We start from the raw sequence: 26,658 nt of genomic DNA, 5'->3' as shown, positions 1-26,658 counted from the left end.
ATTGATTTTAACATATAGACTAGCAAAAAGGCAACAGATTTTATAAAAATAATGAAGTGAAAATCAACTTACCATTTTGAAGAACCGCTCGAACGTCCGCCGCCTCCTTTATTGCCCCAAGAAGACGAACCGCTTGATCTTCCACCGCCGCCCCAGCTTGATCCGCCGGACGATCTTCCGCTTGAACCGCCACCGATCCTAGGGCCGCCAAATCCACCGCCGAAACCGCCTCCCCCGCCGCGATGATTGTTATTCGAGCGCTGCACCGCTCTACGATAATCCCGTTCCATCTCGTCTAACAGTTGCCGCGCCAATGCTGCTTGAGCCATCGAATCTTCAAAGCGACCTGCCGCAATCAAACGACGCGCTTCCGATTCAAAACCGTTATAACGTCCGCTATACGTAGACGTGCGCACATAACGTCGATACGTTTGTTCCCGGCTTCGGAAATCTCCGCTTAACTGCTCCAGCTGTTGGATCGCTTGCTCGCGGCGTTGCTGCAAATCACGGATGTGTCCGGCAAAATCAGCAGCGTTGCGTTCATAAGCGGCTAATAGCGGTTCTGCGCGAAGCAGATCGACGATTTCACTTTGCAAAAGACTCGAAATCGCTTCTCCTTCTTGCTCCGCGCTACTGAGCGCACGATCGTATTCAGCCATCTGAACATTCATTCCGCGATAGGTCGCTCCAGCTTGGCGAAAAACGCTGCGCGCTCCTTCGAATCGTTGCGCTGCTGCTCTCCGCTGAGTATCCAGCTCTTGCGCATATTGTAGCGACTGCTGCATCAACTCGCGCGAACGCGTTACAAGTTCATCGACGCGATCACTTTTTTCCCGTGCCGCTTTATAATATTGAACTTGCGGATTCAGCGCCGAACGAATCTCGGGCAATAACCGGCGGATTTCTTGCTCAGCTTGAGCAATTTCTTCGCGGCGATGATGTTGCTCGCTCAAATGCGACTCTGCATAACGTCCGCGTAACAGTTCCAATTCCCGATCATATTTCGGTGCGAACTGTTCAATTTCATTCAAAAGACTTTGCGCGGCTTGAAGCGATTCAGCCGATGAACTTCGACTTTCGATTCGCCGGGTGACGATGTTTTTGGCTTCTTGAATCAAATCTACAATTTTCGCCGCAGATTTCTTGCCCGCCGGAACATCACCTGCTTGAATCAACAGATTCAAATTTTGCGTTTCGCCTCCTGCGTTGCTCAACACGCGAAACGGATCTTCTTCGGTTAACAACAATCTTTCTCGCTCGACTACCGGACGTAACTGACGTTCGGTTTCTACGATCTGGCTAGGGAATTGGCCACTTTGTTCGGCTAAGCCGCTTAACGACTGAACATGTCCCAAAATTTCATGTAATTGTTCTAACGATTGCTGCGCCGGAGCGGCAGCTTGCATCACATCGAATTCATCGAGACCATCTGCTTTTTCCAGCAACGTTGCAGCATCATTCAAGCTTTTTTCCATCGTAGAAAGCGGATATCCCGTGTCGTTTTTCAATTGATTGAAAGCTTGACGCGTTTGTTCCTCTAATGCTTTGCCTTCTTTTACTTGACGGCGAACTTCGGCAAAGCTCTCCGAGACCTTTTCAAAACGTTCGTTCAACGCTGTGACTTGCTCTTCCCATGCTTGAACTTCAGCCGTATAACGATCTAGTTCTTTGCGCTGCGTACGGCTGGCAAAACTGCCGGGACGGAAAGCTTCAAGCTGCTGTGCTAACTGACCGGAACTTTGATGCAAAGATACGGCTTCGCGGCTTATGCTTTCGGCTTCTTGCAGCGTTTGTCCTTGGACAAATCCCATTTCTACTTCTCTAAAAAGTTCCGAGACCATAATCCGATCAATCAATGCCGCAGCGTCTTGCTGCTGTTTTCGAAGCTGATTGGCACGTTGCTTGACTCTGGAACCCGACTTGAACATGCTCCACACGACATAAAGGACGATTCCCAATACGCCAAGTGCCAAAACGATATACAGCCAGCTTCCGCCGAACCCTCCAAAAGAGTTATTGCTTGAAGCACTATTCGAGTTATTGACGTATTCTCCGACTGCAAGCGCTCCGTCAGCAGGATCGCCATTTTGAGCCGCCGGCACAAAAGCTCTCTCGATGATTCGCTGCGCGTTGCCGAGCGACGAATTCTCCAGCTCCAATACGACAAAATTCGGATCGGTTACAATCAATAGCAGCAGCTCATTTCCGTTAAGCCCCCATCGATCGTACGTCTGCGAAGCCAAAATTTCCGCTTGATTTTCACTTAATCCACTTTCCGTTAACACATAGACTTTGTATGTACCTTGAGATAACTTTTGTTCTAACTCTTGAATTTGATTAGATGTAAATATACCGGCTTCGTCTGTAACGATCCCGCTTCTTTGCGGGCTTGCAGCGGACGCAGACCATACAGGCGTCAACATCAGCAATACCACAACAAGTAGCGGAATCGTTTTTTTCCAAATCGATATTCGCAAAACTTCATCCCCCTTTTCTTCATGCCTTCTCAAACTCTTAGACGTTCTACTCAACCTCTACGCTAATTTCCAGTTTACCATCTTCAGCAGTAAAACGATAAAAAATTCCCTGAATATGAAAAAAACCTGTGAACTCCGCTTTTTATAGCGAAGCCCACAGGCCATTAACTTTTGGCATCAAGACGTCGAATCTAATTCTTTCTTTAACTCTTCGACCCACTTTTGTTCTTGCGCCGTCAATTCAAGTTTCTGCAATAAATCCGGTCTGCGCTCAAGCGTGCGACGCAGTGATTCTCGGCGACGCCACGCTTCGATATTCGCATGATGACCCGACAACAAAATATCCGGTACTTTCATTCCTCTAAATTCAGTAGGACGCGTATAATGCGGGTATTCGAGCAGCCCGGTACTGAACGAATCGCTTACCGCGCTATTCGCATTCCCCAATACGCCGGGAAGAAGCCGCACCGTGCTATCGATCATCACCATTGCAGGAAGTTCGCCGCCGGTCAGCACATAGTCGCCTATCGAAATTTCATCGGTAACCAGACCATCGCGAATCCGTTCGTCATACCCTTCGTAATGCCCACAAATAAAAATCAAATGATCTTCTTTGGCGAATTCTTCGGCTTTTTGTTGGGTAAAAGTCTGACCTTGCGGACAAAGTAGCACAATACGAGGACGAGAAGAATCCGATGGTTTTTCGTTAACTTGAGCAGCCTCGGATTCCGCTCCTGCTTCTTCTTCCCGAATACGGAGCAGATCTTCGACCGCCGCAAAAATAGGTTCGGGCTTCAACACCATTCCCCCGCCGCCGCCATAAGGCATATCATCGACTTGCCCATGCTTACTGGTCGAATAATTGCGGAAATTCACAGCCGAAAGTTCAACGATCCCTTTGTCTCTCGCTTTGCCTAAAATACTTGCATTGAAAACGCCGTCGAACATTTCCGGGAACAACGTAAGCACATCGATCCGCATCAGAGCGCTCATTAATCCAGCAGCCCTTCCATCAGTTCGATCCGTACTTTTTTCTCGGCAATATTGACCTCTTTAACGACGCTTTCGATAAACGGAATCAACAGTTCTTTGCCGCCTTTACGTTTGACAACCCATACATCGTTTGCACCCGGAGTTAAAATATCGGTGATACTTCCCAGTTCTTCGCCTTGCTCCGTCCATACCGTGCAGCCAATAATTTCGTGGAAATAATACGCATTGTCTTCAGCTTCGACTGCTTCTTCTTTCGGAACTTTAACTTCCCAACCTTTATACTTTTCAACTTGATTGATATTGTCGTACCCTTCAAGCTTTACAATATAGACTGTTTTTTGTTCGCGTGCCGATACGATTTTCACTTTCAACTGCGTACCTTCTTCTGGCGAAGTCAAGATCAGTTCTTTTCCTTTAGCAAAGCGCACTTCCGGAAAATCGGTAAAAGGGAAAATCTTCAATTCTCCGCGTACTCCGTGGGTATTCGCAATTTTACCTACACTTAGAAAATTTAATGCCGCATTGGAATTCGTCATCTATCTATCTTCCTTTCAATTAAAGTCTTCACTACGTACGAAAAGGGGCTAGGAAGATAACCTCCTAACCCCTTTTCGTATATCTTTAAGACCGGAAAACTACGTTTTCCCTTTTAAGACTGGATATCTACGGTTACCCGCTTGTCCAGCTTGACTGCTGCCGACGTTACGACCGTACGGAGTGCTTTGGCAATCCGCCCTTGCTTCCCAATGATCTTACCTATATCATCAGGGTGAACAAAAAGCTCATAGACCACTAAAGACTCTTTCTCTACCGTACGGACTTTAACGTCTTCCGGGTGATCGACCAGAGCTTTTGCGATAACCGCTACTAACTGTTCCATGTCAACCCCTCCGAGTCATTGTCTTATTTTTGAAGTTTAGCTTCATGGAATTTCTTCATGATGCCGGCTTTGCTAAGCAGATTGCGAACAGTGTCAGACGCTTGCGCCCCAGTTTGCAGCCAAGCCAAAGCTTTTTCTTCGTTGATGTTCACTACTTGCGGTTCAGCGACCGGGTTGTAGTAACCAATCTCTTCGATAAAACGTCCATCACGCGGGGAACGGGAGTCCGATACCACGATACGATAGAAAGGCGCTTTATGCGCACCCATGCGCTTCAGACGAATACGAGTTGCCACGAAAATCACCTCCTTCAAGAAATAAACGGCTTCGAAAAACCGCGGCGGCTATATAGCCTATATGGAAAGCTCCTTTTCGTTTAACGGAAAGGGAACCTCATGCCTTTGCTCATTTTTTGCATTTGTTTCATCGCTTTGTTTTTGCCGCCTTTCGGATCCATCATGCCCGAAAGCTGCTTCATCATCTTTTTCATCTCATCAAATTGTTTGATCAGACGATTGACTTCCGCAAGCGATGTTCCGCTGCCGGCTGCGATACGCTTACGCCGACTGTGGTTGATAATCTCTGGCGACTGTTTTTCTTTGCTCGTCATCGAGCGGACAATCGCTTCGATTCTGCCGACTTGTTTGTCGTCGACTTTCATATCGTTTTTTTGCTTCATCTTATTCATACCGGGAATCATATCCATGATCTGATCGAGCGGCCCCAATTGCTTGACCTGCTCCATCTGCTCCAGAAAATCGTCGAATGTGAATTCGGCGTTACGCATTTTGCGCTCCATTTCTTTCGCTTTTTTCTCATCGATTCCGGACTGAGCTTTCTCGATCAGCGACAACATATCGCCCATGCCGAGAATTCGCGATGCCATCCGTTCCGGGTGGAAAGGCTCCAAAGCATCGAGTTTCTCGCCAAGCGAGATAAACTTGATCGGGCAACCCGTAACGGCTTTGACCGACAAAGCCGCGCCGCCGCGAGTATCGCCGTCGAGCTTCGTTAATACGACGCCGGTTAGCGACAACTGTTCGTTGAAGCTTTGTGCGACATTGACCGCGTCTTGACCGGTCATCGCATCGACAACGAGCAAGACTTCGTCAGGCTTCGTCTCGGTATGAATTTGTTTCAATTCGTCCATCAATTGTTCGTCGATATGCAAGCGACCCGCGGTATCGATGATGACATAGTCATGACCTTTATCTTTGGCTTCTTGCAGACCTTGACGCGCAATCTCGACCGGGCTGACTTGATCTCCCAGCGAGAACACGGGAACGTTCAATTGTTCGCCCAATACTTGAAGCTGCTTGATTGCCGCAGGGCGATAAATATCGCCAGCGATCAGCAAAGGTCGACTGCCTTGTTTTTGAAGCATTTTCGCAAGCTTACCGGTTGTTGTTGTCTTACCGGCACCTTGCAAACCTGCCATCATGACAACTGTAGGCGGTCGGTTATTTTTATTGAGCTTGGACTGTGTTCCGCCCATCAGCTCGGTTAATTCTTTATTTACAATATCGATAATGACCATGCCCGGTGTAAAGCTCTCTGTGACTTCTTTGCCGAGTGCTTTTTCTTTCACCTTGCCAATAAAGTCTTTCACGACTTTAAAGTTGACGTCCGCTTCCAGCAGCGCCAGTCGCACTTCGCGCATTGCTTCGGTTACGTCTTCTTCGGAAATTTTACCTTTTCCGCGAAGTTTGCCGAAAACGTTCTGCAATCTGGTCGTTAATCCTTCGAATGCCATATGTTCACCCTGCTTCCGTATCTATTCTCTCTATTATATACCGAAAGCCGTTCAATTATCGAATCCGTAAAATTCCTTACCGCTTACTCCAGCGATTGTAACTTTTGCGAAATGTCGCTCAGACTCGAACGTTGTTGCTCCGGAATCTGTTCATCATTTGCCAAAATTTCCAATTCCCGAATCTGCTGCATCCGATGATCGTGCCGTTGCAACAATTCAAGCTTCGCTTCGTAATTTTCCAGCGTCTGCTCAGCACGCTTAATATGCTCGTACACCGCCTGGCGGCTAATCTCGAATTCCGCTGCAATCTCTCCCAAAGAGAAATCGTCATGGAAATAATATTTCAAAAACGTCTGCTGTTTCTCTGTGAGCAATCGCTCGTAAAACGCGAACAGCAAGTTGATGCGATTCGTCTTCTCCAGACGATTATCTTGACTCATCGGAACGCTCCTCTCGTCAAGGGAAAACACTTTACACACCAATCAACGTTCCCTATCATACCGAAAACAAAAGAAGATGTCAAGCGCTTTTGCTTAACATCTTCAACGTTTATGCAAAACATTTTTTGAGCTCCGTTTACGGCAGCAAATACATCAAAATACAGAAGAAATGCAGGATGCTTCCGCCGAGTACAAAAAGATGCCATACCGCATGATGATGCGGGAATCCTCGCCATACATAAAATACAGTGCCGACCGTATACATCAGACCGCCCGCAACCAGCAAATGAATGCCTTCAGCCGGAATCGCTTGCGTTAACGCACCCCAGGCGAGGACAATCAGCCACCCCATAATCAAGTAGAACAAAGTCGACATAAACAAAAACTTTTTAACGAAAAAGGCTTTGAAAGCGACGCCGCCCAGTGCGATTCCCCATACGATCCCGAACAAGGTCCAACCGAGTGGCCCGCGAATCGCGGTGAGCATAAAAGGCGTATATGTCCCCGCGATAAACAGATAAATCGAAGAATGATCCATGAACTCGAAAAAGTCTTTTACTTTGCCTTCGCGGAAACTATGCACCAATGTGGAACTCATATACAGCAGCAGCATCGTCGCTCCGTAGATCGTGAAGCTCACGACATGCCAAGCGTTGCCTTTGATACTTGCAAATACGATCAACAGAACCAATGCCGCAACACTCAGCGCAGCTCCAATTCCGTGCGTGACTGCATTCGCTACTTCTTCCCGGCGGGAATACGTATGGGTATTTGCCATAGAGTGATCCCTTCCTTTCCTTTATAGATCCTAACGTCCGTCATCATTCCAACTTCTCTGAGTATAAACCTTTACGTGCTACTTTTCCAATTTCAAAAAAAGCGATCTGCGTATTCGGTTGATTATCCCGTCGCAGATCGCTTTTCAAATTGATTTCTATTTTTATTGCTCGGTCGAAGTGGATTCGCCGTTTTCTTCTTCGACAATTTCTTCTTCAATCAATCCTGCGAATAACGCATGGACAAATTGCTCCGAATCGAATTCTTGCAGATCTTCCATCTTCTCACCCAGACCAACCAGTTTCACCGGAATATTCAGCTCTTGACGAATCGCAACGACGATCCCGCCTTTTGCCGTACCGTCAAGCTTGGTCAGAACCAGACCGGTTACCCCGCTTTTTTCACCGAATAATTTGGCTTGGCTCAGCGCGTTTTGTCCGGTTGTCGCATCTAGTACCATCAGCACTTCATGCGGCGCATCTGGAATTTCGCGTTGAATCACTCGGAAAATTTTGTTCAGCTCGTCCATCAAGTTTGTTTTGTTTTGCAAACGACCTGCCGTATCGCAGATCAACACATCCACATTACGTTGCTTCGCAGCTTGTACTGCATCGAACATGACCGCCGCCGGGTCAGAACCGGAACCTTGCTTGATCACTTCGACGCCTGTACGTGTTCCCCAGACTTCAAGTTGTTCGATCGCGCCCGCACGGAATGTATCTCCGGCTGCAAGCAATACTTTTTTGCCTTCGCTTTTGAATTTGTGAGCAAGTTTGCCGATGGTCGTTGTCTTGCCAACCCCGTTAACGCCGACAAACAAAATCACGGTAGGGCCATTGGTATTCATATTCAGCGAATTGTCTTGCTCCCCGCGCAACAATTCAACCAGTTTTTCCGATAAGACCGGACGAAGTTCGCTGGCATCGTTAAGGCGACGTTTTTTGACTTCGACACGCAGATCGTCGATCAGCCCCATTACGGTATTTACCCCTACGTCCGCGCCGATTAGGATTTCTTCCAATTCTTCGTAAAACTCTTCATCGATTTTGCGGCGGCGTACCATCAGACTGGATACGCGCTCTACGAATCCTTTGCGTGTTTTTTCCAATCCGTCTTTAAATTGTTTGGTTACCGTATCTGTTTTGCCGGCAATACTTTCTTTTAATTTACGAAAAAAGCTCATGCTTTTTGCCTCCTATCGACTATGAACCGTTAAGCGATTCCGATCTCTTCATCTTCCAAACGTACCGATACCAACTTCGAGACGCCGCCTTCTTCCATCGTTACGCCGTATAACACATCGGCTTCTTCCATCGTGCCTTTGCGGTGCGAGACGACAATAAACTGCGTTTGTTCCGAAAACTCACGTAAATATTGAGCAAAACGCGTCACATTCGCTTCATCAAGCGCGGCTTCGACTTCGTCCAATACGCAGAACGGAACCGGCTTCACATGCAAGATGGCAAACAATAACGCCATTGCCGTAAGCGCACGTTCTCCGCCCGATAACAATTGTAGATTTTGCAACTTTTTGCCTGGAGGTTGCGCGACAATATCGATTCCGGTATCCAGCAGATTATCGGGATCGAGCAAGACGAGATCTGCGCGACCGCCTCCGAATAATTTGGCGAAGACCGTTCCAAATTGCCTACGGATCGCATCGAACGTCGTTTTGAAGCGTTTGGACATTTCTTCATCCATTTCGCGAATCACGAGATAAAGCTGTGCTTTCGCTTCCATAAGGTCGTTTTTTTGTTCGTCCAGGAACGTATAGCGCTCGCTAACCCGTTCGTATTCTTCAATCGACCCGAGACTGACTTCGCCAAGCATCGTGATTTTACGTTTGATCTCGCGTACGTCAAGGCGTGACGCTTCGGGATCTTGCGGAACTTCATAACGCTGCTGAGCGGATTCGTAACTGATTCCATACTCTTCGCTCAGTTTTTGCAATGTATTTTCCAGTTCTACATCCAGACGATTGCTTTGGATTTCGGTATGGCGCATACGTTCTTGGATCGTTTTGAGTTCGCTTCGCTGCTTATGCGTTTCATTCTCGCGTTCTTCCAGCTTACGCTGGCGTTCCGTGCGCTCGGCACGTTTTTGTTCCAACGTTTCTTGCGTACCGCTTTTTAGTTCTTTCGCTTCTTGCAATTCGCGTACATGATTTTCAGCATCTTTGCGATTAGCGGCAAGTTCAGCTTCGGCTCCGCGCAACATTTTACGACGATCCGCAAGTTGAGTCGATACGCTACCGGTTTCTTCGCCCAGTCGATTTAATCGTTCTTCCAGCGAAGCCGTTTCTTGCATCAGACGACTTTCGCGTACTCGAAGTTCGGTCAATTGATCTTGCAATTCTTCTTTTGCCGATTCGCTGGCTTTGCGCGCAAATTCCGCAGCACCGATCGCTTGACGAGTCGCGACTTCTTCCGCTTCTAGCTCTTTGAGCTTTTCTTCGGCTTTTTGACGGCTATCACTGGCACTTTCCAACTCTTCATTATATCCTGAACGTTCTTCACCGTGCAGCGCAAACTGCTCGTTCACATGACGCAGTCCGTGTTCGGTCTGTTTGAGTTCGCCATCAAGTTGCTGCTGCTGCGTACGGAGTGAATCGCCGCGTTCGCGAAGTTCGATCAACCGTTCTTCGCTCGCCGCTGCCAATTCGCCGTTTTTACGTTCTTCCGCAGTCAGGCGCGCGATTTCACGTTCGCTTTCTTGAATCTCGCGTTCCAATTGCTCTAACGCACGTTTACGGCCGAGCAGGCTGCTGTTACGGCGATTTTGGCTACCGCCCGTCATCGAACCGCCAGCATTGACGACATCGCCTTCGAGCGTCACAACTCGATACCGATAATTCAGCCGAGAAGCGATTCCATTCGCATCTTCCAACGTCTCCGCTACGACTAATCCACCGAGCAAACTGCCTACAATATCTTTGTACCGCTCATCGGCTTGAACTAACTCGGCTCCGATTCCGACAAAGCCTTGTGCACCGGAAGCCGCTCTTTTGTCGCTTTCGGACATATGCCGAGGACGAATCACATCAAGAGGCAGAAAAGTCGCTCGACCTAATTGACGTTGCTTCAGATATCCAATCGCTTTACGGGACACCGCTTCATTTTCCATCACGATATGTTGAAGCGAAGCGCCTAAAGCCGTTTCGATCGCTGTCTCGACTTTTTGCGGAACGGTCATGAGTTCGGCTACCGCACCATGCACACCTTCAAGAGTACTACTGCGTGAAGCTTTCAAAATTTCTTTGACCCCAACCATAAATCCTTCAAAGTCTTCTTGCATTTCTTGCATCGTGTCGCGGCGCGAGACTAACGCTTCGCGTTTTTGTTCCCATTTACGTGCAGAAGAAGACTGATCCGATACCGATTTTTGCAACTGATTCAATTTTTCGCTTTCTTCGATATACGAACGTCTCAATTGAGTGATTTGTTCGGTCGTCTGATCCAAAGAAGCTTTGCGCTCGGCATGTTCTTGCTCCAGACGCTTCTTCTCCGCTTCCCAGCGACCCGATTCTTCATCGACTCGGTTCATACGGCGCATGACGCCTTCTTTTTGCTGATCGGCATACCGAATTTCGTTACGGGTTTGCGCCATTTTATTCATCAGCTCAAGCAATTCGCCTTTTAGCGTTTCTTCTTGCTGTTGACTGATGCCCTCGGTTACGCCCAGTAATTTGGCTTGTTCGGTCGAAAGTTCGTTTTGCAGATGGGCAAGCTCGGTCTTCGCCGCATCCAGCTTGTTTTGAACGAATAAACTTTCTTGCTTACGCTGGTCGAAACGTTCGCCTTCGTTCTCGATCGCTTCTTTCAATTGTTCACGAGATTGCTCCAAATTACGGCGGCGTTCTTCCAGCAGTTGAGCATACCCTTCCGACTTCTCGGACAGTTCGCTATATCGAAGTAAACGTCCTTGCAATTCTTCGATTTCGTTTTCGACGCTGCGTAATTCTTGACGGTCTTGATCCAATGTTCGGTCGTGCTGATCGACGATCTCCGCCAACTTCTCGCGCTGTTTCTCAAGTTCTGCCAAAGCTTCGGATGCCGCCGTCCAGGCTTCATGAATTTCACCAATCTGATACACGAACAACGAAATTTCTTTATCTTTCAATTCTTCTTTTAATTCTTTGTAACGACGCGCTTTTTCGGCTTGCGCTTTGAGCGGCCCGATCTGATCTTCAAGCTCAGTCACCAGATCGTGAATACGCAGCAAATTTTGCTCGGTATCGGCAAGTTTGCGATTCGCTTCTTTTTTACGCGATTTATATTTAACAATACCCGATGCTTCTTCAAAAATACCGCGACGATCTTCGGAACGGGTACTTAAAATTTCTTCGATACGACCTTGCCCGATAATCGAGTAGGCTTCTTTACCAATGCCCGTGTCCATAAAAAGTTCAGTGATGTCTTTCAATCGACAAGGCTGACGGTTAATCAAATATTCACTGTCGCCGCTGCGATGAACGCGTCTAGTCACTGTCACTTCGGAAAAATCGAGTGCAAGGACATGATCGGTATTATCCAGCGTTAACGAAACTTCCCCGTAGTTTACAGCTTTACGCGAATCACTACCGGCAAAAATAATATCTTCCATTTTGCCACCGCGTAAACTTTTGGCACTTTGTTCCCCCAATACCCAGCGGATTCCATCGGAAATATTACTTTTCCCACTTCCATTCGGGCCGACGACTGCCGTAATTCCACGGACAAATTCCATTTCCGTTTTATCGGCAAAAGACTTGAATCCGGCGAGTTCGATCCGTTTCAGATACATGGCCGTGCTCCCTTCCCTTTCCTGTTACTCTTTATTTCCTATCTACAACGAAAAAGAGCAAAAAGCGGCATAGGCTGATTCGGACGATTCCGACAACGAGCTTGCGGCCGCTCTTTGCTCTTCACTTGTATGAATATCGGCTACAACTTAAGCGTCTCTAATGCCGCAGCCGCTGCTTGTTGCTCGGCTTCCTTCTTGGATCGACCCATTCCGCGCCCTAGACTACGTTCACCCATATACACTTCGGAGACAAATTCCCGTTCGTGCGCTGGGCCTCGTTCTTCTACGATTCGGTATTCCAACACCCCAAGATTGTGATGCTGCGTCAATTCTTGAAGTTCGGTCTTAAAGTCGCTCATTTGCAGCTTACCGTCCCAAGCAACCTGCGGAAAAACAAAACGATCCAAAAATCCTCGAACCGCTTCCAATCCTTGATCCAAATACAGCGCACCGACGAACGATTCGAACACGTCCGCAAGTAACGCCGGGCGGCTACGTCCGCCTGTTAACTCTTCTCCTTTGCCAAGCAATACGTAAGAGCCAAAATTCAGCACTTCCGCAAACTTGACTAAAGAAGGTTCACAGACGATCGCGGCACGCAATTTGGTTAACTCCCCTTCGGGACGTCCAGGGAAACGGTTGTAGAGAAATTCCGATACGGTCAGCTCGAGTACCGCGTCGCCCAAAAATTCGAGCCGCTCATTGTCATGATGCTGACTGAATCGGTGTTCATTAACATACGACGCATGCGTAAAAGCCTGTTTAAGCAGAGGCTTATCCGCAAATTGGACTCCTAGTTTGTGCTGAAGTTGTTTCAGATCTCCGCTCAACGTTCCGGCTCCTTACGCTTCGAATTTTTTAAGAATAAGAGAAGCGTTATGACCGCCAAAGCCGAACGAGTTAGACATTACTACGTTCAAGTTCGCTTTGCGAGCCACATTAGGTACGTAGTCAAGATCGCACGCTTCGTCTTGGTTTTCAATATTGATTGTTGGTGCCATAATCTGATGCTCCAAAGACAATGCACAAACAACGGCTTCTACACCGCCTGCTGCGCCGAGCAAGTGTCCGGTCATCGACTTCGTCGAGCTAACGGCTACTTTGCTTGCATGTGCACCGAGGGCTTTTTTGACCGCTGTCGTCTCGGATCGGTCACCGACCGGAGTCGAAGTACCGTGCGCATTGATATAATCCAACGCTTCCGGTTCAAGATTCGCACTTTTGAGTGCCATGGTCATGCAACGTGCCGCGCCGTCTGGATCTGGATCCGTCATATGATGCGCATCTGCGCTCAGACCGTAACCCACAACTTCGGCATAAATATGTGCACCGCGTGCTTGAGCGTGTTCCAGCGATTCGAGAACGAATACGCCTGCACCTTCACCCATAATAAATCCATCGCGGTCTGTATCGAATGGACGGCTTGCTTTCGTTGGATCGTCGTTGCGCGTAGACATCGCACGCATTGCACAGAATCCGGCAAGCCCGGTCGGACGGATCGTTGCTTCCGCACCGCCGCAGATCATCGCATCGGCATCGCCGCGCGCGATCAATTTGTACGAATCGCCAATCGAATGGGTACCTGTCGCACAAGCGGTTACGACCGATGTATTCGGCCCTTTTGCACCCAGCTTGATCGATACGTCGCCAGAGCCCATGTTTGCGATCATCATCGGAATAAAGAACGGGCTAACCCGCTTCGGTCCTTTTTGCAATAACGTTGTGAATTGATCTTCCCATGTTCCCAGACCGCCGATCCCGGAGCCTACGATCACGCCAATTCGTTCCGCTTCGATCGATTCGCCGATTTTCAATCCGCTGTCTTGAAGCGCTTGCGTAGAAGCGGCATAAGCAAATTGGACATAACGGTCCATTTTACGTGCTTCTTTGCGTTCTACATAATCTTCGGGATTGAAGTCGTGAATCTCCGCGGCAATCTGCGTCGGATACTCGCTGACGTCGAAGCTCTCGATTTTCGAGATCCCCGATTTACCTGCAAGCAAACTGTTCCAAAACGTTTCCACGTCCTTGCCGAGGGAAGTCACGACTCCCATACCGGTAACGACGACTCTATGTTGCTGCTCCATATGGGCCACCTCTATATTTTCGAGTTCCCGTCTTACGGGGAAGTCTTATTATTGTTCCATAATGAAGGAGAAGTCCCGAGCCGGCTGTAAATCAAGCGCGGCAAGGGACTTTTAAACGTCCTTAGGTGTGCGATTGTATGTAGCTAACAACGTCACCTACGGTCGTGATCTTCTCTGCGTCTTCGTCAGAGATCTCCAAGTCGAACTCGTCTTCAAGCTCCATTACCAATTCAACCACGTCGAGCGAGTCCGCTCCAAGATCTTCTTTGAAAGAAGCTGTTGGTGTAACTTCCGCTTCGTCTGCACCTAAACGGTCTACGACGATACGTGTTACACGTTCCATTACATCAGACATTCCGATTCACCTCCTCTTCAAAACGTATTATACGAGAAGCTCCGCCAAAATGCCACTGTATTACATATACATGCCGCCGTCGACATGCAGGACTTGACCTGTCATATACGAAGCGTCGGGCGAAACTAGAAAAGCGACGGCCGTCGCGACTTCCTCCGGACGGCCGAGACGGTTCAGCGGGATACCCGCGAGCAGTCCCGCTTTTAACTCATCAGACAATACATCGGTCATATCGGTATCGATAAATCCCGGCGCAACGCAGTTCACAGTAATGCCGCGACTACTAAATTCTCTTGCGCAAGATTTCGTCATCCCGATGACTCCAGCTTTTGCCGCTGTGTAGTTGACTTGACCGGCATTGCCAATCGCGCCGACCACGGAAGAAATATTGACGATCTTACCGGAACGCTGCTTCATCATCGGACGAGTCACGGCTTTGATACAGTTGAACACGCCTTTCAGATTCGTTTCGATCACATCGTCAAACTCTTCTTCTTTCATCCGCATCACAAGGTTATCACGAGTGATTCCGGCATTGTTCACCAAAATATCCAGACGTCCGAATTTTTCAATAACGGCTTTGACCAATTCTTCAGCTTCGGCGCTTTTGCCTACGTTTGCTTGGAATGCCGCGGCTTGAACGCCTAGCGCTTCCAGTTCACGTACCACTTCAAGCGCAGAAGCTTCGTTCCCCGCATAGTTCACCGCAATATTGACACCGCGGCGACCCAGTTCAAGCGCAATCGCGCGTCCTATTCCTCGCGAAGCTCCCGTGACCAGTGCATATTGTCCTTTGATCGGCTGTTCCATAGTGAATATAACCTCCTACTTGATCGTCGATCTGTTATTCGTTCAGTTCGCTTGTCAACGCTTCTGCGCTTTCCAGACTATTTACGCTGAAAATCCGAACCGATTTGTCGATTTTTTTGATCAATCCCGCAAGTACGTTGCCGGGTCCGATCTCGATAAACGTATCGACGCCTTCGCCAATCAACCATTGCACACTATCTTCCCATAATACAGGAGAATAGACTTGACGGATCAACGATTCTTTTACATTCTCCGCTCCGCTAACCGGACGAGCCGTAACATTCGCCACAACCGGAATTTCGCTGTCGTTAAACGTCAGACTCGATAGATGTTCGCCGAGCTTTTCTGCCGCTTCTTTCATCATAGACGAATGGAAAGGCCCGCTGACTTCCAAAGCAATCGCGCGTTTTGCCCCGATGTCTTTGACGCGTGCGCTAAGCGCCGCTACGCCTTCCGCCGAACCCGATACCACGATTTGCCCGGGGCAATTCATATTCGCAGGTTCAACGACTGTGCCTTCTGCTGAAATTTCTGCGCACAATTCTGTAAGCTTGCCGCGTTCTGCACCCAGTACGGCTGCCATTGCACCTTGCCCGCTTGGAACTGCCGCTTCCATAAATTGACCACGCAGGCGAACGATCGAGACCGCGTCTTCAAACGATAACACACCTGCCGCAGCAAGAGCACTATATTCGCCAAGACTATGACCCGCTACGTAATCGGCTTTGATGCCTTGCTTATTCACAGCTTGAAGTAATGCCACGCTTGCCGTAAGCAGCGCAGGCTGTGTATTCGCTGTCTGTTTCAATTCTTCTGCCGGCCCTTCGAAAATCAAATTCGTCAGATCCATGCCAAGTACTTGATCGGCTGTGTCAAACAATGCTTTGGCATCGGCGCTGGCTTCATACACGTCGCGAGCCATACCTACGCTTTGCGCACCTTGCCCAGGAAAAACAAAAGCTATTTTACTCATGACTTGATTCCTCGCTTCCGTTGATTTCGCTTTACCAGATTAATGCCGCGCCGCCCCAAGTCAGCCCGCCACCGAATCCGACCATCACGACGCGGTCGCCTTCTTTAATGCGTCCTTGTTCGTAAGCTTCTACCAACGCGAGTGGAATCGAAGCTGCTGAAGTGTTCGCATATTTATCAACGTTGATCATGACCCGATCTTCAGACAGATCCAGACGCTGCATTGCCGATTGAATGATTCGGATATTCGCTTGGTGCGGAATAAACAAATCGATATCGTCTTTGGTCATTTCGGCTTTGCGAAGTACTTCTTCGGTAGCTGTACCCATAACGCGAACCGCGAACTTAAATACATCGCGACCATTCATATAAATGAAATGTTGCTTCGCATCCAATGTTTCCGGCGATGTAGGTAAACGCGAACCGCCAGCAGGCAATTTGAGTTGATCGCCGCCTGCGCCTTCTGCGCCGAGATCAAACGATTGGAACCCGCGACCTTGCGGAACTTCACCAAGTACAACCGCACCTGCGCCGTCGCCGAACAGTACGCAGGTATTGCGATCTGTATAATCCGTAATGCGCGACAGTGTATCCGCGCCGATCACAAGAGCATTGTTGTACATGCCATTTTGGATAAATCCGGTTGCTGCTGCCAAACTATAGACAAAGCCCGAGCAAGCTGCGCTTAAATCGAATGCCGCCGCTTTTTTCGCGCCTAATTTATCTTGTAAAATACAAGCGGTTGAAGGGAACGAAGTATCCGGTGTGATCGTCGCGACGATAATCAGATCCAATTCTTCGGCTTTGATGCCGGCAGCAGCCAAAGCTTGAATCGAAGCTTCGTAAGCCAGATCAGACGTTGCTTGTTCGGGCGCAGCAATATGACGTTCACGAATACCGGTACGGCTGACGATCCATTCGTCGTTGGTATCCACCATTTTTTCCAATTCTGCATTATCCAAAATACGTTCCGGTACATATTTGCCGGCTCCAATTACGCCGACCGGTCGTAAATTCTTCATTAATCTGTCACTCTCTTCCCGCTGATTTGCTGATTTACCTGCTCCATACTTTCGGAAATACTCGCAACCAAGCGACTTTCAATCGCTGTTCGCGCTTGACGCACCGCGTTTTTGATCGCTGCGGCGTCCGACGAACCGTGTGCTTTGATCACAAGACCGTTCAATCCAAGCAGCGGCGCTCCGCCATGTTCTTTATAATCCATCTTCGATTTCAGACCACGAAGTTGCGGCATCACAAGAGCGGCACCGACTTTCGCTTTAAACGAAGAAGTAAGTTCTTGTTTAAGTAATTTAAAGACTGCACCCGCTGTGCCTTCAAGCGATTTCAACAAAATATTTCCGGCGAAACCGTCGCAGACCAGTACATCGCAGACGCCGTCCAAAATATCCCGAGCTTCAACGTTGCCGACAAAGTTAATCGGGAGTTCAGCGATGAGCGGATATGCCGCTTTCGTCAGCTCGTTCCCTTTGCCCGGTTCGGTGCCGACATTCAACAATCCCACTCTTGGATGATGAATGCCGTGTACTTTTTCCCGGTACAGACTTCCCATCAGCGCATATTGCGCCAAATGTTCGGGCTTGGCATCCATATTGGCACCAAGATCAAGCGCAAGCGTACCGCGCCCACTCTCATCAAGCGTCGGAATCATTGGAGCAAGCGCCGGGCGCTCTACGCCATTCATGCGTCCGACGACGAGAAGACCGGCTGTCATCAATGCACCGGTGTTACCGGCAGAGATCATGGCATCGGCTTCGCCTTCTTTCACCATACGACCGGCTACGACCATCGAAGCGTCTTTTTTGCGGCGCACGGCTCTTACCGGTTCGTCGTCGCTCGAAATGACTTCTCCGGCATGAATAATTTGTACGTTCGGTCTTCCTTCACCGACCAGCGGCGCAAGCTTCGATTCTTCTCCGATCAACTTGATCGTAATATCGCTCCACTCGCTAGCTGCTTCCAGCGCTCCTGCTACTGTACTTTCTGGCGCGTGGTCGCCGCCCATCGCGTCTATCGCAATAATCATTTCCGCGTCCTCCTTATGACCGTATTACCGGTTCTTGTCGTCGGACCGGTAAATGATAAAGTTTCCTTGAAACACCATTTCTTCGCCGACATAGGAAAGCACTTCGACTTTGGCTCTCCAGGCTTTGCCCGGGCTTGTACGCACATAAGCTTTGGCTATACATTTTTCACCGAGATGAATCGGTCTAACGAAACGCAGATCTGCCGAAGCTGTCAGCGCGATCTCGTCATTAATCACTGCCACCGCAAGTGAATTGGCTTGCGCAAAAATATGATGTCCGCGCGCAATCTGCGTACGGCTAAACACATGTTCTTCGCGAATTTCAAAAATCGAAATGCCGCTTCGGTCTAACTGAAGATCGATAATATCCCCGATCACTTCTTCGGCAGCCAGCGACCGCACTTGATCGTAAGATCGTTCCGCCATCAACTTCATTCGCTCACGAAGCTCCGGTATTCCAAGCTCCATTCGGTCAAGGCGAATCGTTTGGATACTCACTTTAAGGCGTCGAGTCAATTCCCGGTCGGTCACGAATGGATTTTCATCGATCAGCTCGACAAGTTTTTGTTGACGCTGACGTTTGGGTAAACGTTCGATGCCGATCTCCTCCTTGTGAAGGACGCTTATCGCGCCTTCGGTTTCCGCAAACCGCCTAATGATAAATTGTCGCTTAAAACTCACACCAAGTGAAGTTCAAGCGACAATCTAAGTCCGATTATATGCTCCCGCTAGCGGGCAGCTTCCCCTTTGATGCTTGCTTTGAAAAGGCCGCGCAATCGTGTGCGCTTCTTATGTAGGTCCTTCGCAAAGGCTTTTAGAACCTGGTACTAACTTCTAGTATAAATCATTCTGTCTTAAAAAGAAAGTCAAAACGAGCATTATCGATTTTTCTTATGTCATTTACGTCTTAATCAAGATCTTAATAAACGCAAAAAAAGCCCCGCCGTTAGGCGAGACTTTTTGTTTGAGAATTATTGGGAAATAACTTCTCTGGACTTGTAAGTTCCGCAAACTTTGCATACGTGGTGAGCCAATTTCAGCTCTCCGCATTGTTCGCACTTCACCATGCCCGGCACCGCCAATTTGAAATGCGTACGACGTTTGTCGCGGCGCGTTTTAGACGTTCTACGTTGAGGTACTGCCATGTTTAACACCTCCTTATTCAAGTCAACCGACTCGAAAGCCGGATGCTACTATACCATAACTTGCGAGCTTACTTAAAGAAATCTTTGAGCCCGGCAAGCCGAGGGTCGATTACCGTATTGTCGCAGCCACAATCTGTCTCATTCCGATTAGTTCCGCAAGTCGGGCAGAGTCCTTTGCAGTCCTCTTTGCACAGCGGCGCACTCGGTACGCCAAGCGTCACGTATTCTTCCAGGTAAGATGTAAGCTCGATCACGTCGTCGTCCGCGAGGATCATGTCTTCGTCGTCTTCAAGGTCAGCTTCGTCTTCTTCACGCAGTTTGAAACGTTCTTCGAATGGAATCTCCAATTCGATATGAGCGTTCTCCAAGCAGCGCGAGCAAACCATGTCCAAATGCGCCGTAAGCGTTCCGCTCACACCCACCGTGCCATCTAGCGACGGCGTTGCCGTCAGTTCGGCAAGCACAGGAGAAGCAGAAATCACATCCGATCGACCTTCGATCGCCCGTTCAATTGGCACTGAGCCGTTCAAACGAACCGGTTCGCCGTTTTGAATCGTTCTGCCTAAATGCAGACGCATATTCACCACTCCAAACAAACAAAGTTATTATATCGACTTCACTCACGTTTTGTCAACCGTCAGTCAAGTATTTTTCATTTACGCCCTTTTCGGCGCGCGACGCGGGTTACAGAGATTTTTCGCTCTTTCCCCGAAGCGTTTACGCGTGTAAGCTAAAAGAAGTGCTTGCCGTCAAAAGCTTTCCACACAGCTTCTATAACGGTCGGAATGTGTCTCTTGGATTCACAATATCCAGCATATTCGTTCGCGACGTAAAAAAACAACCCGGGAATGTCCCGGACGAAGTTTTATTCTACCACATAAATCCTGCTTTGTTAAGAGAGGAGACTTGATCTTTTGATGAAAACGGTCGGATTGATCGTCGAATATAATCCGTTTCATAACGGGCATCAACTTCATTTGGAGCGCTCGCTGCAAACTTCCGGTGCGGAAGCTTCAATCGCAGTGATGAGCGGGGCTTTTATGCAGCGAGGCGAGCCTGCTCTGCTATCCAAGCGCGCTCGCGCGGAGATGGCGCTGGCTGCTGGCGTCGATCTGGTTATTGAACTGCCGATCACTTACGCGGTGCAATCCGCGCAGTGGTTCGCCTTCGGCGCGGTGTCGCTGCTTGACGCCACAGGCGTCGTAAATAGCGTCTGCTTCGGCAGCGAGAGCGGCGAGGTCGAGCCGCTGCAAAAGCTGGCTTCGCGGATGCAGGGCGAACCTTCGCCCGCTATGCAAGAAGCGCTTTCTCATGCCTTGGCGGAAGGCATGAGTTTCCCTGCCGCCTACGCGAAGGCGGCGTCGCAGCAAAGCGGCGGGAAGCAGTCCGCCGCTTTGCTGAGCAATCCGAACGATACGCTCGGATTGCATTATGTGCGAGCGCTGCACGCGCTCGCGAGCGACATCGCGCCGCTTGCCGTGCGGCGCGAACAAGCCGGCTATCACGACGCCGGCTTGCCCGCTGGCGGTCAGATCGCCAGCGCGACCGCGATTCGCGCGGCGCTGGCGCGCGAAAGCGGCGGCATCGAAGATGCCGCGCCGTACCTGCCTGCGGCATCGCTACGCGTGCTGCGACGCGAAGCGAGCGCCGGTCGCCTGCTTGCGTCCGGCTGGGAGGCGCTGGCGCAGCCTCTATTCGCCGCGCTGATGACGCGCGCGCCGCAAGACCTTGCCCTCGTACCCGAAGTCAGCGAGGGCTTGGAGCACCGCATCGCCGCCGCTTTGCCGCGGCTAGACAACTGGAACGTCGAATCGCTGCTCGCCGCGATCAAGACCAAGCGCTATACGCGCACCCGCTTGCAGCGTCTGCTCGTGCACGCCCTGCTCAATCATCGCGGCGCTCTGTTTGAGCAAAGCACACTGGCTCAAGGCCCGCAATATCTTCGCGTACTCGGCTTTTCGCCCAAAGGCAGGCAACTGCTCAAAACCATGAAAAAAACGGCAAAACTCCCGATCGTCATGCGAGCCGCGGATTTCGATCATCCGCAGCTTCAGCTTGATATTCAGGCGTCTGCCGTACATGCTTCCGCTTTTGCCAAACCTCATATCCAAGAGATCTATGCCGATTATTATCAGCCGCCGATTATTTGGAATCCTTCTTGATCGGCAAATTTTGAAGATCATTTAACGCTTGTTCTAACGTTTTTACGGAAATCAACTTCATCGTTCCGCCCGTTTCATCCAATTTCTTTTTCGCGACCGAGTAGTTGCTTGCTGGTACGAAAAAGACTTCGGCGCCTTTACGCTCGGCGGCTACAATCTTGTGCTGTACGCCGCCGATTTCTCCGACGGTACCGTCCGATTTAATCGTACCCGTACCGGCTATACGATACCCCCGCGTCAGATCGCCTGGAGTCAATTGATTATAAATCTCCAATGTGAACATCAATCCCGCCGAAGGACCGCCGACTTGAGTCTGCGTAAATTTCACTTCGTCTTGCTCACGATCCGGATCGATCCGCAGCACTTCACCGGTCGACACCCCAAATCCCGGACGCGTCGTACCGTCTTCATTCGGAATATCGATCAAGGTTACCGATTGCGTCACAGCTTTGCCTGCACGCTCAAGCGTCACTTCGACTTGATCGCCTGTTTTGTAGGTTTCCAGCGTCTGCCGCAAATCTTCAAGCGTAGTAATCGAGTGCTTATTTACCGCTTGAATCCGATCTCCCGCGATAAATTCTTTTTGCTGCGGATCTTGATTCGGCACACTCGTAATAAAGACATAATCGGTTTTAACTTTAAACGGAATCTTCGCTTCCCGATAAGCCGCCGCAATCGCAGAAGCTTGCGAAGAATTCATATAATATTGTTGCGTGATCCGGTACTCGTCGTCACTTTGGTCCAGATCGCGTTTGGAAACTTCCGCATTGTCGTCAAACCACGATAAACCAAGCAACGCTAGATTCGCATACGTGACCGAGACCGTCGTCATCATAAAAGTTCCACGTTCTTCAGGATCAGCGCCGACTACCGAAACCATAGGTTTCACTTCTTCGGCACTACCGGGTCGTTCGATCTTATAAGACGTCGGCATATAGATCACGACGTACACAAGCAAAACCAGACCGAGTATATACGCTAAAGTCCGAAAGCGCGTTAATCGCGGCAATGCTCTTCATCTCCTTTATTGCGATGATTCTCCGTGTAATTTTGCTTTCAGCGCAAGGCGAACTTCAGGCGTCACCAATTCACTGACATCGCCGTCGAATCGGGCAATTTCTTTGACTACACTGGAGCTTAAATACGAATACAGAGGGTTCGTCATCATAAAGATCGTTTCTACATTTTCGTTCAATTTGCGGTTTGTTGTCGCGATCTGAAGTTCATATTCAAAATCGGTCACCGAACGAACGCCTCGTACCGCCACCTGCGCTTGCTTTTGATCCATATAATTCACAAGCAGATCGCGGAATACATCGACTTCGACATTCGGAATATCGGCTGTCGCTTGTCTGAGTAAATCAGCGCGTTCTTCAATCGTAAACAAAGGGCTTTTGCTTGTATTGTTGAGCACCGCTACAATCAGCCGATCATATTGCTTGGCGGCGCGGTGAATAATGTCCATATGCCCTAAAGTAACCGGATCGAAACTCCCCGGATATACGGCGATCCGTTCTTTTTTTTCTACGGTTTCCATTAGATGTCCAAGTCCTCCTTAGCAGGGGGTTCCCAATCGTAGATCGAGACTGCTGTTTCTCCATAGACTGCTTTTCTTCGCAATACAAAACCACCGAATGTTTCGGGATACTCATAAGAAGATTCATATTCCAGCACAATCACTGCGTCCGGTTGCAACAGCTGATATTCTTCCATAAGAAGCAAGAGTTCGGCTCCGTTTTTCATCCGATAAGGCGGGTCAAGAAACACCAGGTCAAAAGGCGTTTCCCGTTTACTCAAAGCTTTGAGTGCACGCTCTGCATCATTGCGATACACTTCCGCGCGATTCTCGAACTTCGTCGCTTTGAGATTGGTGCGGATCACTTCTATACTTTTGGCGTCCGCGTCTACGAATACGGCACGCTCTACTCCGCGGCTCAATGCCTCGATCGCAAGCCCGCCGGTTCCGGCAAACAAATCAAGCGCACTTCCTCCATCGAAAAAAGGCCCGATTCGACTAAAGATCGCTTCTTTTACTTTATCAGTTGTCGGACGCGTTCCATTGCCCGGCACTGCTTTAAGGGGTCTTCCTTTGGCTTCCCCAGCTACGACTCTCACGCTTCAAATCCTCCTGTTATCTATGTGCTATGCCTCATCATCGGCTTGTCTTATCGTAACACAACCGATCAAGGAGTAACATCATCGGATTGCTGACCGTACCGCAATTTCCAAGCTTCATGAAAAAAGCGGCGCAGCCTTTAAACAAGGGCTGCACCGCTACTCTTTACGAATCGCAATCTTATTGAATTTTAACACGATGATCTATTGGATTAAGCTTGAACATCCGCAGCAAACTTGTATGCCGGCTGACCTTTTGGCCCCGGACGACATACGAACAAAGCGCCGCTTAGCGGAAATTTCGCCAAGTCTTCATCGGAAACACCATCGGACGCCGTCGTAATATACAGATCTCCGTAATCTTCTCCGCCGAACGTACAGCAAGTCACATTTTGAGCCGGCAATAATATTTCACCGAGCTTCACACCGCCGACAGGATCCCAATGGCTGACACGCCCGCCACCGTAATGCGCAATCCAGAGATTGCCGTCAGCGTCGACCGTCATTCCGTCAGGCCAGCCTTCTTCGTTTTCAAAAGAAACCACAACTTTCCCTGCTCCAAGTTCACCGGTTTCCAGATCGAATTCGAACGCTTGCACGTTTTTTGTACCTGTGTCGATATAATACATGACCGTCTGATCCGGGCTCCAACCCAGTCCATTTGACGTCGATACGTCGCCGAAGATTTTTTGCACAGACAAATCCGGAGTCATCCGGTAAAAACTGCCTTGGCCGTCTTTACCGACCAGACTCATCGTACCTGCCCAAAAACGTCCTTTGGCATCACATTTTCCGTCGTTAAACCGATTGTCTTCACGTTTTTCCGGATCGGAAATCGCCGTAGCTTGGCGTGTATCCAGATCGTAGTACATAAATCCGTTTTCCGAAGCCAAAATCACTTTGCGATCTTCGTATCCGACAGCCGCCCCCGCACGTTCTTTCAATTCATGTACGTCTTCTTGACCTGTGCTCGGATTGTAAAAACGGAGTTGTCGACCTTCAATATCGAGCCACATTAAAGTCTGCGAGTCTTCTAACCAGCAAGGGCCTTCACCCAACGTCGCGCGATAATCTGTAATTTCTTTCGGTTCTACGCCTGCCCATTCACTCATCGCCAAGCTCCTCTCGTTTTTGAAAATAGATAACGCTCTTTTTATCGATTCCATTCAAAATCAAGCGCATTCAGGACACCGCGCGCAAGCACCATATGACCGGTCGTATTCGGATGGACATGATCCCAGCCGTTCGATAAGGACGACTGAATCATATGATGTCCCATCCGATCGAACCCGGCTTGCGTATCGACCAATTCTGCACCGTAATCGCCGGCAATACGTTTCACTACGGCGCCGTAACGATCCATCATCGAACGCATCGGATCTTCCTGACCGCTCATGTAAAAAGGCGTCATTAAGATCAGCCCTTTTACATTCGGTTGCACAGCGCTTAGCAGTTCCCGCAATGTCGATTCGTATTCTTCCAGCGTAATAAAAGACTGAATAACTTCCGGTGTACTAAACTGCCGCCAAACGTCGTTGATGCCGATCATGACACATAGCCAATCCGGCTTTAGATCAAGGACGTCTTTTTGCCAACGGCTTTTTAAGTCACGTACCGTATTACCCCCGATTCCGACATTTAGCACAACCGAGTTTAATTCCGGGTATCCCGTGCGTAACAATCCATCGACCAAAGCCGGGTAACCGCTACCCAACCCATTTCCATAACCGATCGGGTATTCGCGTCCTGCATCTGTCACGGAATCTCCGATGATCAGCAATTTGTCATGACGATCTAATTTCATAATGAATATTCATCTCCTCTGTCCCCTGATCGATCTTAATCATCATTTTAAACGTTATCGCTTAATCCATTTCGATATGTAGATCGTCGATTCCTGTAGCTTTCCAAAATAAGGTTGTTTAATGCAGCAATCGAAATTGTTCGGGTGTTACGCCTTCTTGCTTGCGAAAGGTTGCGACAAAATGACTGGCATCTCGAAATCCGACCAATCCTGATACTTCTTTGACGGTCATTCGCGGATGCAACGTCATCATTTCTTTGGATTTACGCAATCGCAATAAAATCAAATACGCATAAGCGGTCATGCCGAAAGCTTGCTTGAATAAAGTATTCAAATGTCTTGGCGTAATATCAGCCCGCACCGCCATATCTTCTAACCCAATATCCGAATTCGCGTAATACCGATCCAAAAATTCCAGAACTGGAGTTAAACGACGTACGGAATGCGATAAGGAAGGAAGACTGTTGACCCGACCGTCTTTTTTGAGCAATGTCAAAAATCGATACACTTCCACCGAAATACTCAGACCGGAAATATCACGTTCGTTGCCCATCCGATCCAGTAGCGAAGGGACAAAGCCTGCAAGTTCTGTAGATTCATCCCATCCGTAATAAGAAGAAACAGGTAATCCCAGCGTTCCGAGTATACCTCCAGCTTGCGCTCCACCAAAGGTTATATAAAAGGTCTGCCAGCGTTCTTCGAGCGGCCGGTATTCATGCGCTTCGCCGGGTAAAAGTAAAATCCCTGAACCCGTTTCCATCACATACTTGACGCCGCCCATCGTAAATTCGCCTTTTCCTCCGACGGTTTGTAGCCAATGATAGCAGTTATAGCCATGCGGCCTGACAAAAGACTCTTGGTGCGCGTTATAACCTATACTTTCCATAAACAAAGGCAACGGCTGATCTTTCAATTCCGTAAAATATCGTTTGTGCATTGCTGCACCCCCTTTAATGCCGAACACGGCGAAAACTCAAATAAACTTAAGCATTCTAAATCACTACCCGGCAAGCTTACACTTATTATAGTGGTTTTGATCCGTCATCCCATTTTTATTTC

Annotated in this window: 27 protein-coding genes; 1 reads left to right on the top strand and 26 read right to left on the bottom strand. The window is 48.9% G+C overall.

Features of this window, described 5'->3' with window-relative positions; genetic code table 11:
* Positions 1 to 68 precede the first annotated feature (68 nt).
* The 20 genes from NOM90_RS09885 to NOM90_RS09790 all read right to left on the bottom strand — a co-directional run bounded on the left by NOM90_RS09885 (position 69) and on the right by NOM90_RS09790 (position 20,096).
* Positions 69 to 2,477, bottom strand: coding sequence for a TPM domain-containing protein (locus NOM90_RS09885; protein WP_255941649.1), 2,409 nt, complete (start codon positions 2,475 to 2,477; stop codon positions 69 to 71).
* 177 nt (positions 2,478 to 2,654) lie between these two features.
* Positions 2,655 to 3,458, bottom strand: coding sequence for a tRNA (guanosine(37)-N1)-methyltransferase TrmD (gene trmD, locus NOM90_RS09880; protein ID WP_255941881.1), 804 nt, complete (start codon positions 3,456 to 3,458; stop codon positions 2,655 to 2,657).
* An 11-nt stretch (positions 3,459 to 3,469) separates the two neighbouring features.
* The gene (gene rimM, locus NOM90_RS09875; RefSeq protein ID WP_255941648.1) at positions 3,470 to 4,006 is read right to left on the bottom strand and encodes a ribosome maturation factor RimM; all 537 of its coding nucleotides are present in this window, start codon (positions 4,004 to 4,006) and stop codon (positions 3,470 to 3,472) included.
* A 113-nt stretch (positions 4,007 to 4,119) separates the two neighbouring features.
* Positions 4,120 to 4,350, bottom strand: a complete 231-nt coding sequence (locus NOM90_RS09870; RefSeq protein ID WP_255941647.1) for a KH domain-containing protein — start codon at positions 4,348 to 4,350, stop codon at positions 4,120 to 4,122.
* Between the two features lie 23 nt (positions 4,351 to 4,373).
* Positions 4,374 to 4,646 carry a 30S ribosomal protein S16 gene (gene rpsP / locus NOM90_RS09865; protein ID WP_255941646.1) on the bottom strand — a complete coding sequence of 91 codons (273 nt, stop codon included), beginning with the start codon at positions 4,644 to 4,646 and terminating at the stop codon, positions 4,374 to 4,376.
* Positions 4,647 to 4,726: 80 nt separating this feature from the next.
* Positions 4,727 to 6,103, bottom strand: a complete 1,377-nt coding sequence (ffh, locus tag NOM90_RS09860) for a signal recognition particle protein (RefSeq protein ID WP_255941645.1) — start codon at positions 6,101 to 6,103, stop codon at positions 4,727 to 4,729.
* An 83-nt stretch (positions 6,104 to 6,186) separates the two neighbouring features.
* Positions 6,187 to 6,543 carry a YlxM family DNA-binding protein gene (gene ylxM, locus NOM90_RS09855; protein ID WP_255941644.1) on the bottom strand — a complete coding sequence of 119 codons (357 nt, stop codon included), beginning with the start codon at positions 6,541 to 6,543 and terminating at the stop codon, positions 6,187 to 6,189.
* Between the two features lie 136 nt (positions 6,544 to 6,679).
* Positions 6,680 to 7,321: a PAQR family membrane homeostasis protein TrhA gene (trhA, locus tag NOM90_RS09850; protein ID WP_255941642.1), complete on the bottom strand. Its 642-nt coding sequence runs from the start codon at positions 7,319 to 7,321 to the stop codon at positions 6,680 to 6,682.
* A 162-nt stretch (positions 7,322 to 7,483) separates the two neighbouring features.
* Positions 7,484 to 8,503: a signal recognition particle-docking protein FtsY gene (gene ftsY, locus NOM90_RS09845; RefSeq protein WP_255941640.1), complete on the bottom strand. Its 1,020-nt coding sequence runs from the start codon at positions 8,501 to 8,503 to the stop codon at positions 7,484 to 7,486.
* 29 nt (positions 8,504 to 8,532) lie between these two features.
* On the bottom strand, positions 8,533 to 12,102 hold the full coding sequence (smc, locus tag NOM90_RS09840) for a chromosome segregation protein SMC (protein ID WP_255941639.1): 3,570 nt from the start codon (positions 12,100 to 12,102) through the stop codon (positions 8,533 to 8,535).
* Positions 12,103 to 12,242: 140 nt separating this feature from the next.
* Entirely contained in the window at positions 12,243 to 12,932 is a 690-nt protein-coding gene (gene rnc, locus NOM90_RS09835) for a ribonuclease III (protein ID WP_255941638.1), read from the bottom strand.
* A gap of 12 nt (positions 12,933 to 12,944) precedes the next feature.
* On the bottom strand, positions 12,945 to 14,189 hold the full coding sequence (gene fabF / locus NOM90_RS09830) for a beta-ketoacyl-ACP synthase II (protein WP_255941637.1): 1,245 nt from the start codon (positions 14,187 to 14,189) through the stop codon (positions 12,945 to 12,947).
* Positions 14,190 to 14,310: 121 nt separating this feature from the next.
* Positions 14,311 to 14,544 (bottom strand): acyl carrier protein, encoded by a 234-nt coding sequence (gene acpP / locus NOM90_RS09825; RefSeq protein ID WP_037282458.1) that lies wholly within the window; start codon positions 14,542 to 14,544, stop codon positions 14,311 to 14,313.
* 60 nt (positions 14,545 to 14,604) lie between these two features.
* Positions 14,605 to 15,354 (bottom strand): 3-oxoacyl-[acyl-carrier-protein] reductase, encoded by a 750-nt coding sequence (fabG, locus tag NOM90_RS09820; protein WP_255941636.1) that lies wholly within the window; start codon positions 15,352 to 15,354, stop codon positions 14,605 to 14,607.
* Between the two features lie 34 nt (positions 15,355 to 15,388).
* Positions 15,389 to 16,327: an ACP S-malonyltransferase gene (fabD, locus tag NOM90_RS09815; RefSeq protein WP_255941635.1), complete on the bottom strand. Its 939-nt coding sequence runs from the start codon at positions 16,325 to 16,327 to the stop codon at positions 15,389 to 15,391.
* 31 nt (positions 16,328 to 16,358) lie between these two features.
* On the bottom strand, positions 16,359 to 17,348 hold the full coding sequence (locus NOM90_RS09810) for a beta-ketoacyl-ACP synthase III (RefSeq protein WP_255941634.1): 990 nt from the start codon (positions 17,346 to 17,348) through the stop codon (positions 16,359 to 16,361).
* Positions 17,348 to 18,373, bottom strand: a complete 1,026-nt coding sequence (gene plsX / locus NOM90_RS09805) for a phosphate acyltransferase PlsX (protein WP_255941633.1) — start codon at positions 18,371 to 18,373, stop codon at positions 17,348 to 17,350. Before plsX ends, NOM90_RS09810 begins: the two co-directional genes overlap by 1 nt.
* Positions 18,374 to 18,397: 24 nt before the next feature.
* Positions 18,398 to 18,976 carry a transcription factor FapR gene (gene fapR, locus NOM90_RS09800; protein WP_255941880.1) on the bottom strand — a complete coding sequence of 193 codons (579 nt, stop codon included), beginning with the start codon at positions 18,974 to 18,976 and terminating at the stop codon, positions 18,398 to 18,400.
* A gap of 368 nt (positions 18,977 to 19,344) precedes the next feature.
* Entirely contained in the window at positions 19,345 to 19,518 is a 174-nt protein-coding gene (gene rpmF / locus NOM90_RS09795) for a 50S ribosomal protein L32 (RefSeq protein ID WP_018975076.1), read from the bottom strand.
* A gap of 68 nt (positions 19,519 to 19,586) precedes the next feature.
* On the bottom strand, positions 19,587 to 20,096 hold the full coding sequence (locus NOM90_RS09790; protein WP_255941631.1) for a YceD family protein: 510 nt from the start codon (positions 20,094 to 20,096) through the stop codon (positions 19,587 to 19,589).
* A gap of 339 nt (positions 20,097 to 20,435) precedes the next feature.
* On the opposite strand from NOM90_RS09790, the gene NOM90_RS09785 reads away from it, so the two are divergent.
* Positions 20,436 to 21,680 carry a nucleotidyltransferase gene (locus tag NOM90_RS09785; RefSeq protein WP_255941879.1) on the top strand — a complete coding sequence of 415 codons (1,245 nt, stop codon included), beginning with the start codon at positions 20,436 to 20,438 and terminating at the stop codon, positions 21,678 to 21,680.
* Here the strand turns inward: NOM90_RS09785 and NOM90_RS09780 are convergent.
* From NOM90_RS09780 to NOM90_RS09755, 6 genes are all read right to left on the bottom strand, one after another.
* The gene (locus NOM90_RS09780; RefSeq protein ID WP_255941630.1) at positions 21,661 to 22,689 is read right to left on the bottom strand and encodes a SepM family pheromone-processing serine protease; all 1,029 of its coding nucleotides are present in this window, start codon (positions 22,687 to 22,689) and stop codon (positions 21,661 to 21,663) included. The genes NOM90_RS09785 and NOM90_RS09780 overlap by 20 nt on opposite strands.
* Before the next feature lie 15 nt (positions 22,690 to 22,704).
* Positions 22,705 to 23,217 carry a pantetheine-phosphate adenylyltransferase gene (gene coaD / locus NOM90_RS09775; RefSeq protein WP_255941628.1) on the bottom strand — a complete coding sequence of 171 codons (513 nt, stop codon included), beginning with the start codon at positions 23,215 to 23,217 and terminating at the stop codon, positions 22,705 to 22,707.
* Positions 23,217 to 23,795 carry a 16S rRNA (guanine(966)-N(2))-methyltransferase RsmD gene (rsmD, locus tag NOM90_RS09770; RefSeq protein ID WP_255941626.1) on the bottom strand — a complete coding sequence of 193 codons (579 nt, stop codon included), beginning with the start codon at positions 23,793 to 23,795 and terminating at the stop codon, positions 23,217 to 23,219. Before rsmD ends, coaD begins: the two co-directional genes overlap by 1 nt.
* A gap of 212 nt (positions 23,796 to 24,007) precedes the next feature.
* On the bottom strand, positions 24,008 to 24,907 hold the full coding sequence (locus NOM90_RS09765; protein WP_255941624.1) for an SMP-30/gluconolactonase/LRE family protein: 900 nt from the start codon (positions 24,905 to 24,907) through the stop codon (positions 24,008 to 24,010).
* Positions 24,908 to 24,948: 41 nt separating this feature from the next.
* Positions 24,949 to 25,599 (bottom strand): SGNH/GDSL hydrolase family protein, encoded by a 651-nt coding sequence (locus NOM90_RS09760; RefSeq protein ID WP_255941623.1) that lies wholly within the window; start codon positions 25,597 to 25,599, stop codon positions 24,949 to 24,951.
* Between the two features lie 118 nt (positions 25,600 to 25,717).
* A complete protein-coding gene (locus NOM90_RS09755) occupies positions 25,718 to 26,536 on the bottom strand; it encodes an AraC family transcriptional regulator (RefSeq protein WP_255941622.1) in 819 nt (272 codons plus the stop codon).
* Positions 26,537 to 26,658 lie beyond the last annotated feature (122 nt).

The organism is Saccharibacillus sp. JS10 (assembly GCF_024436065.1).
Taxonomy (GTDB): domain Bacteria; phylum Bacillota; class Bacilli; order Paenibacillales; family Paenibacillaceae; genus Saccharibacillus.
This window is presented reverse-complemented; position numbering and strand designations above follow the sequence as displayed.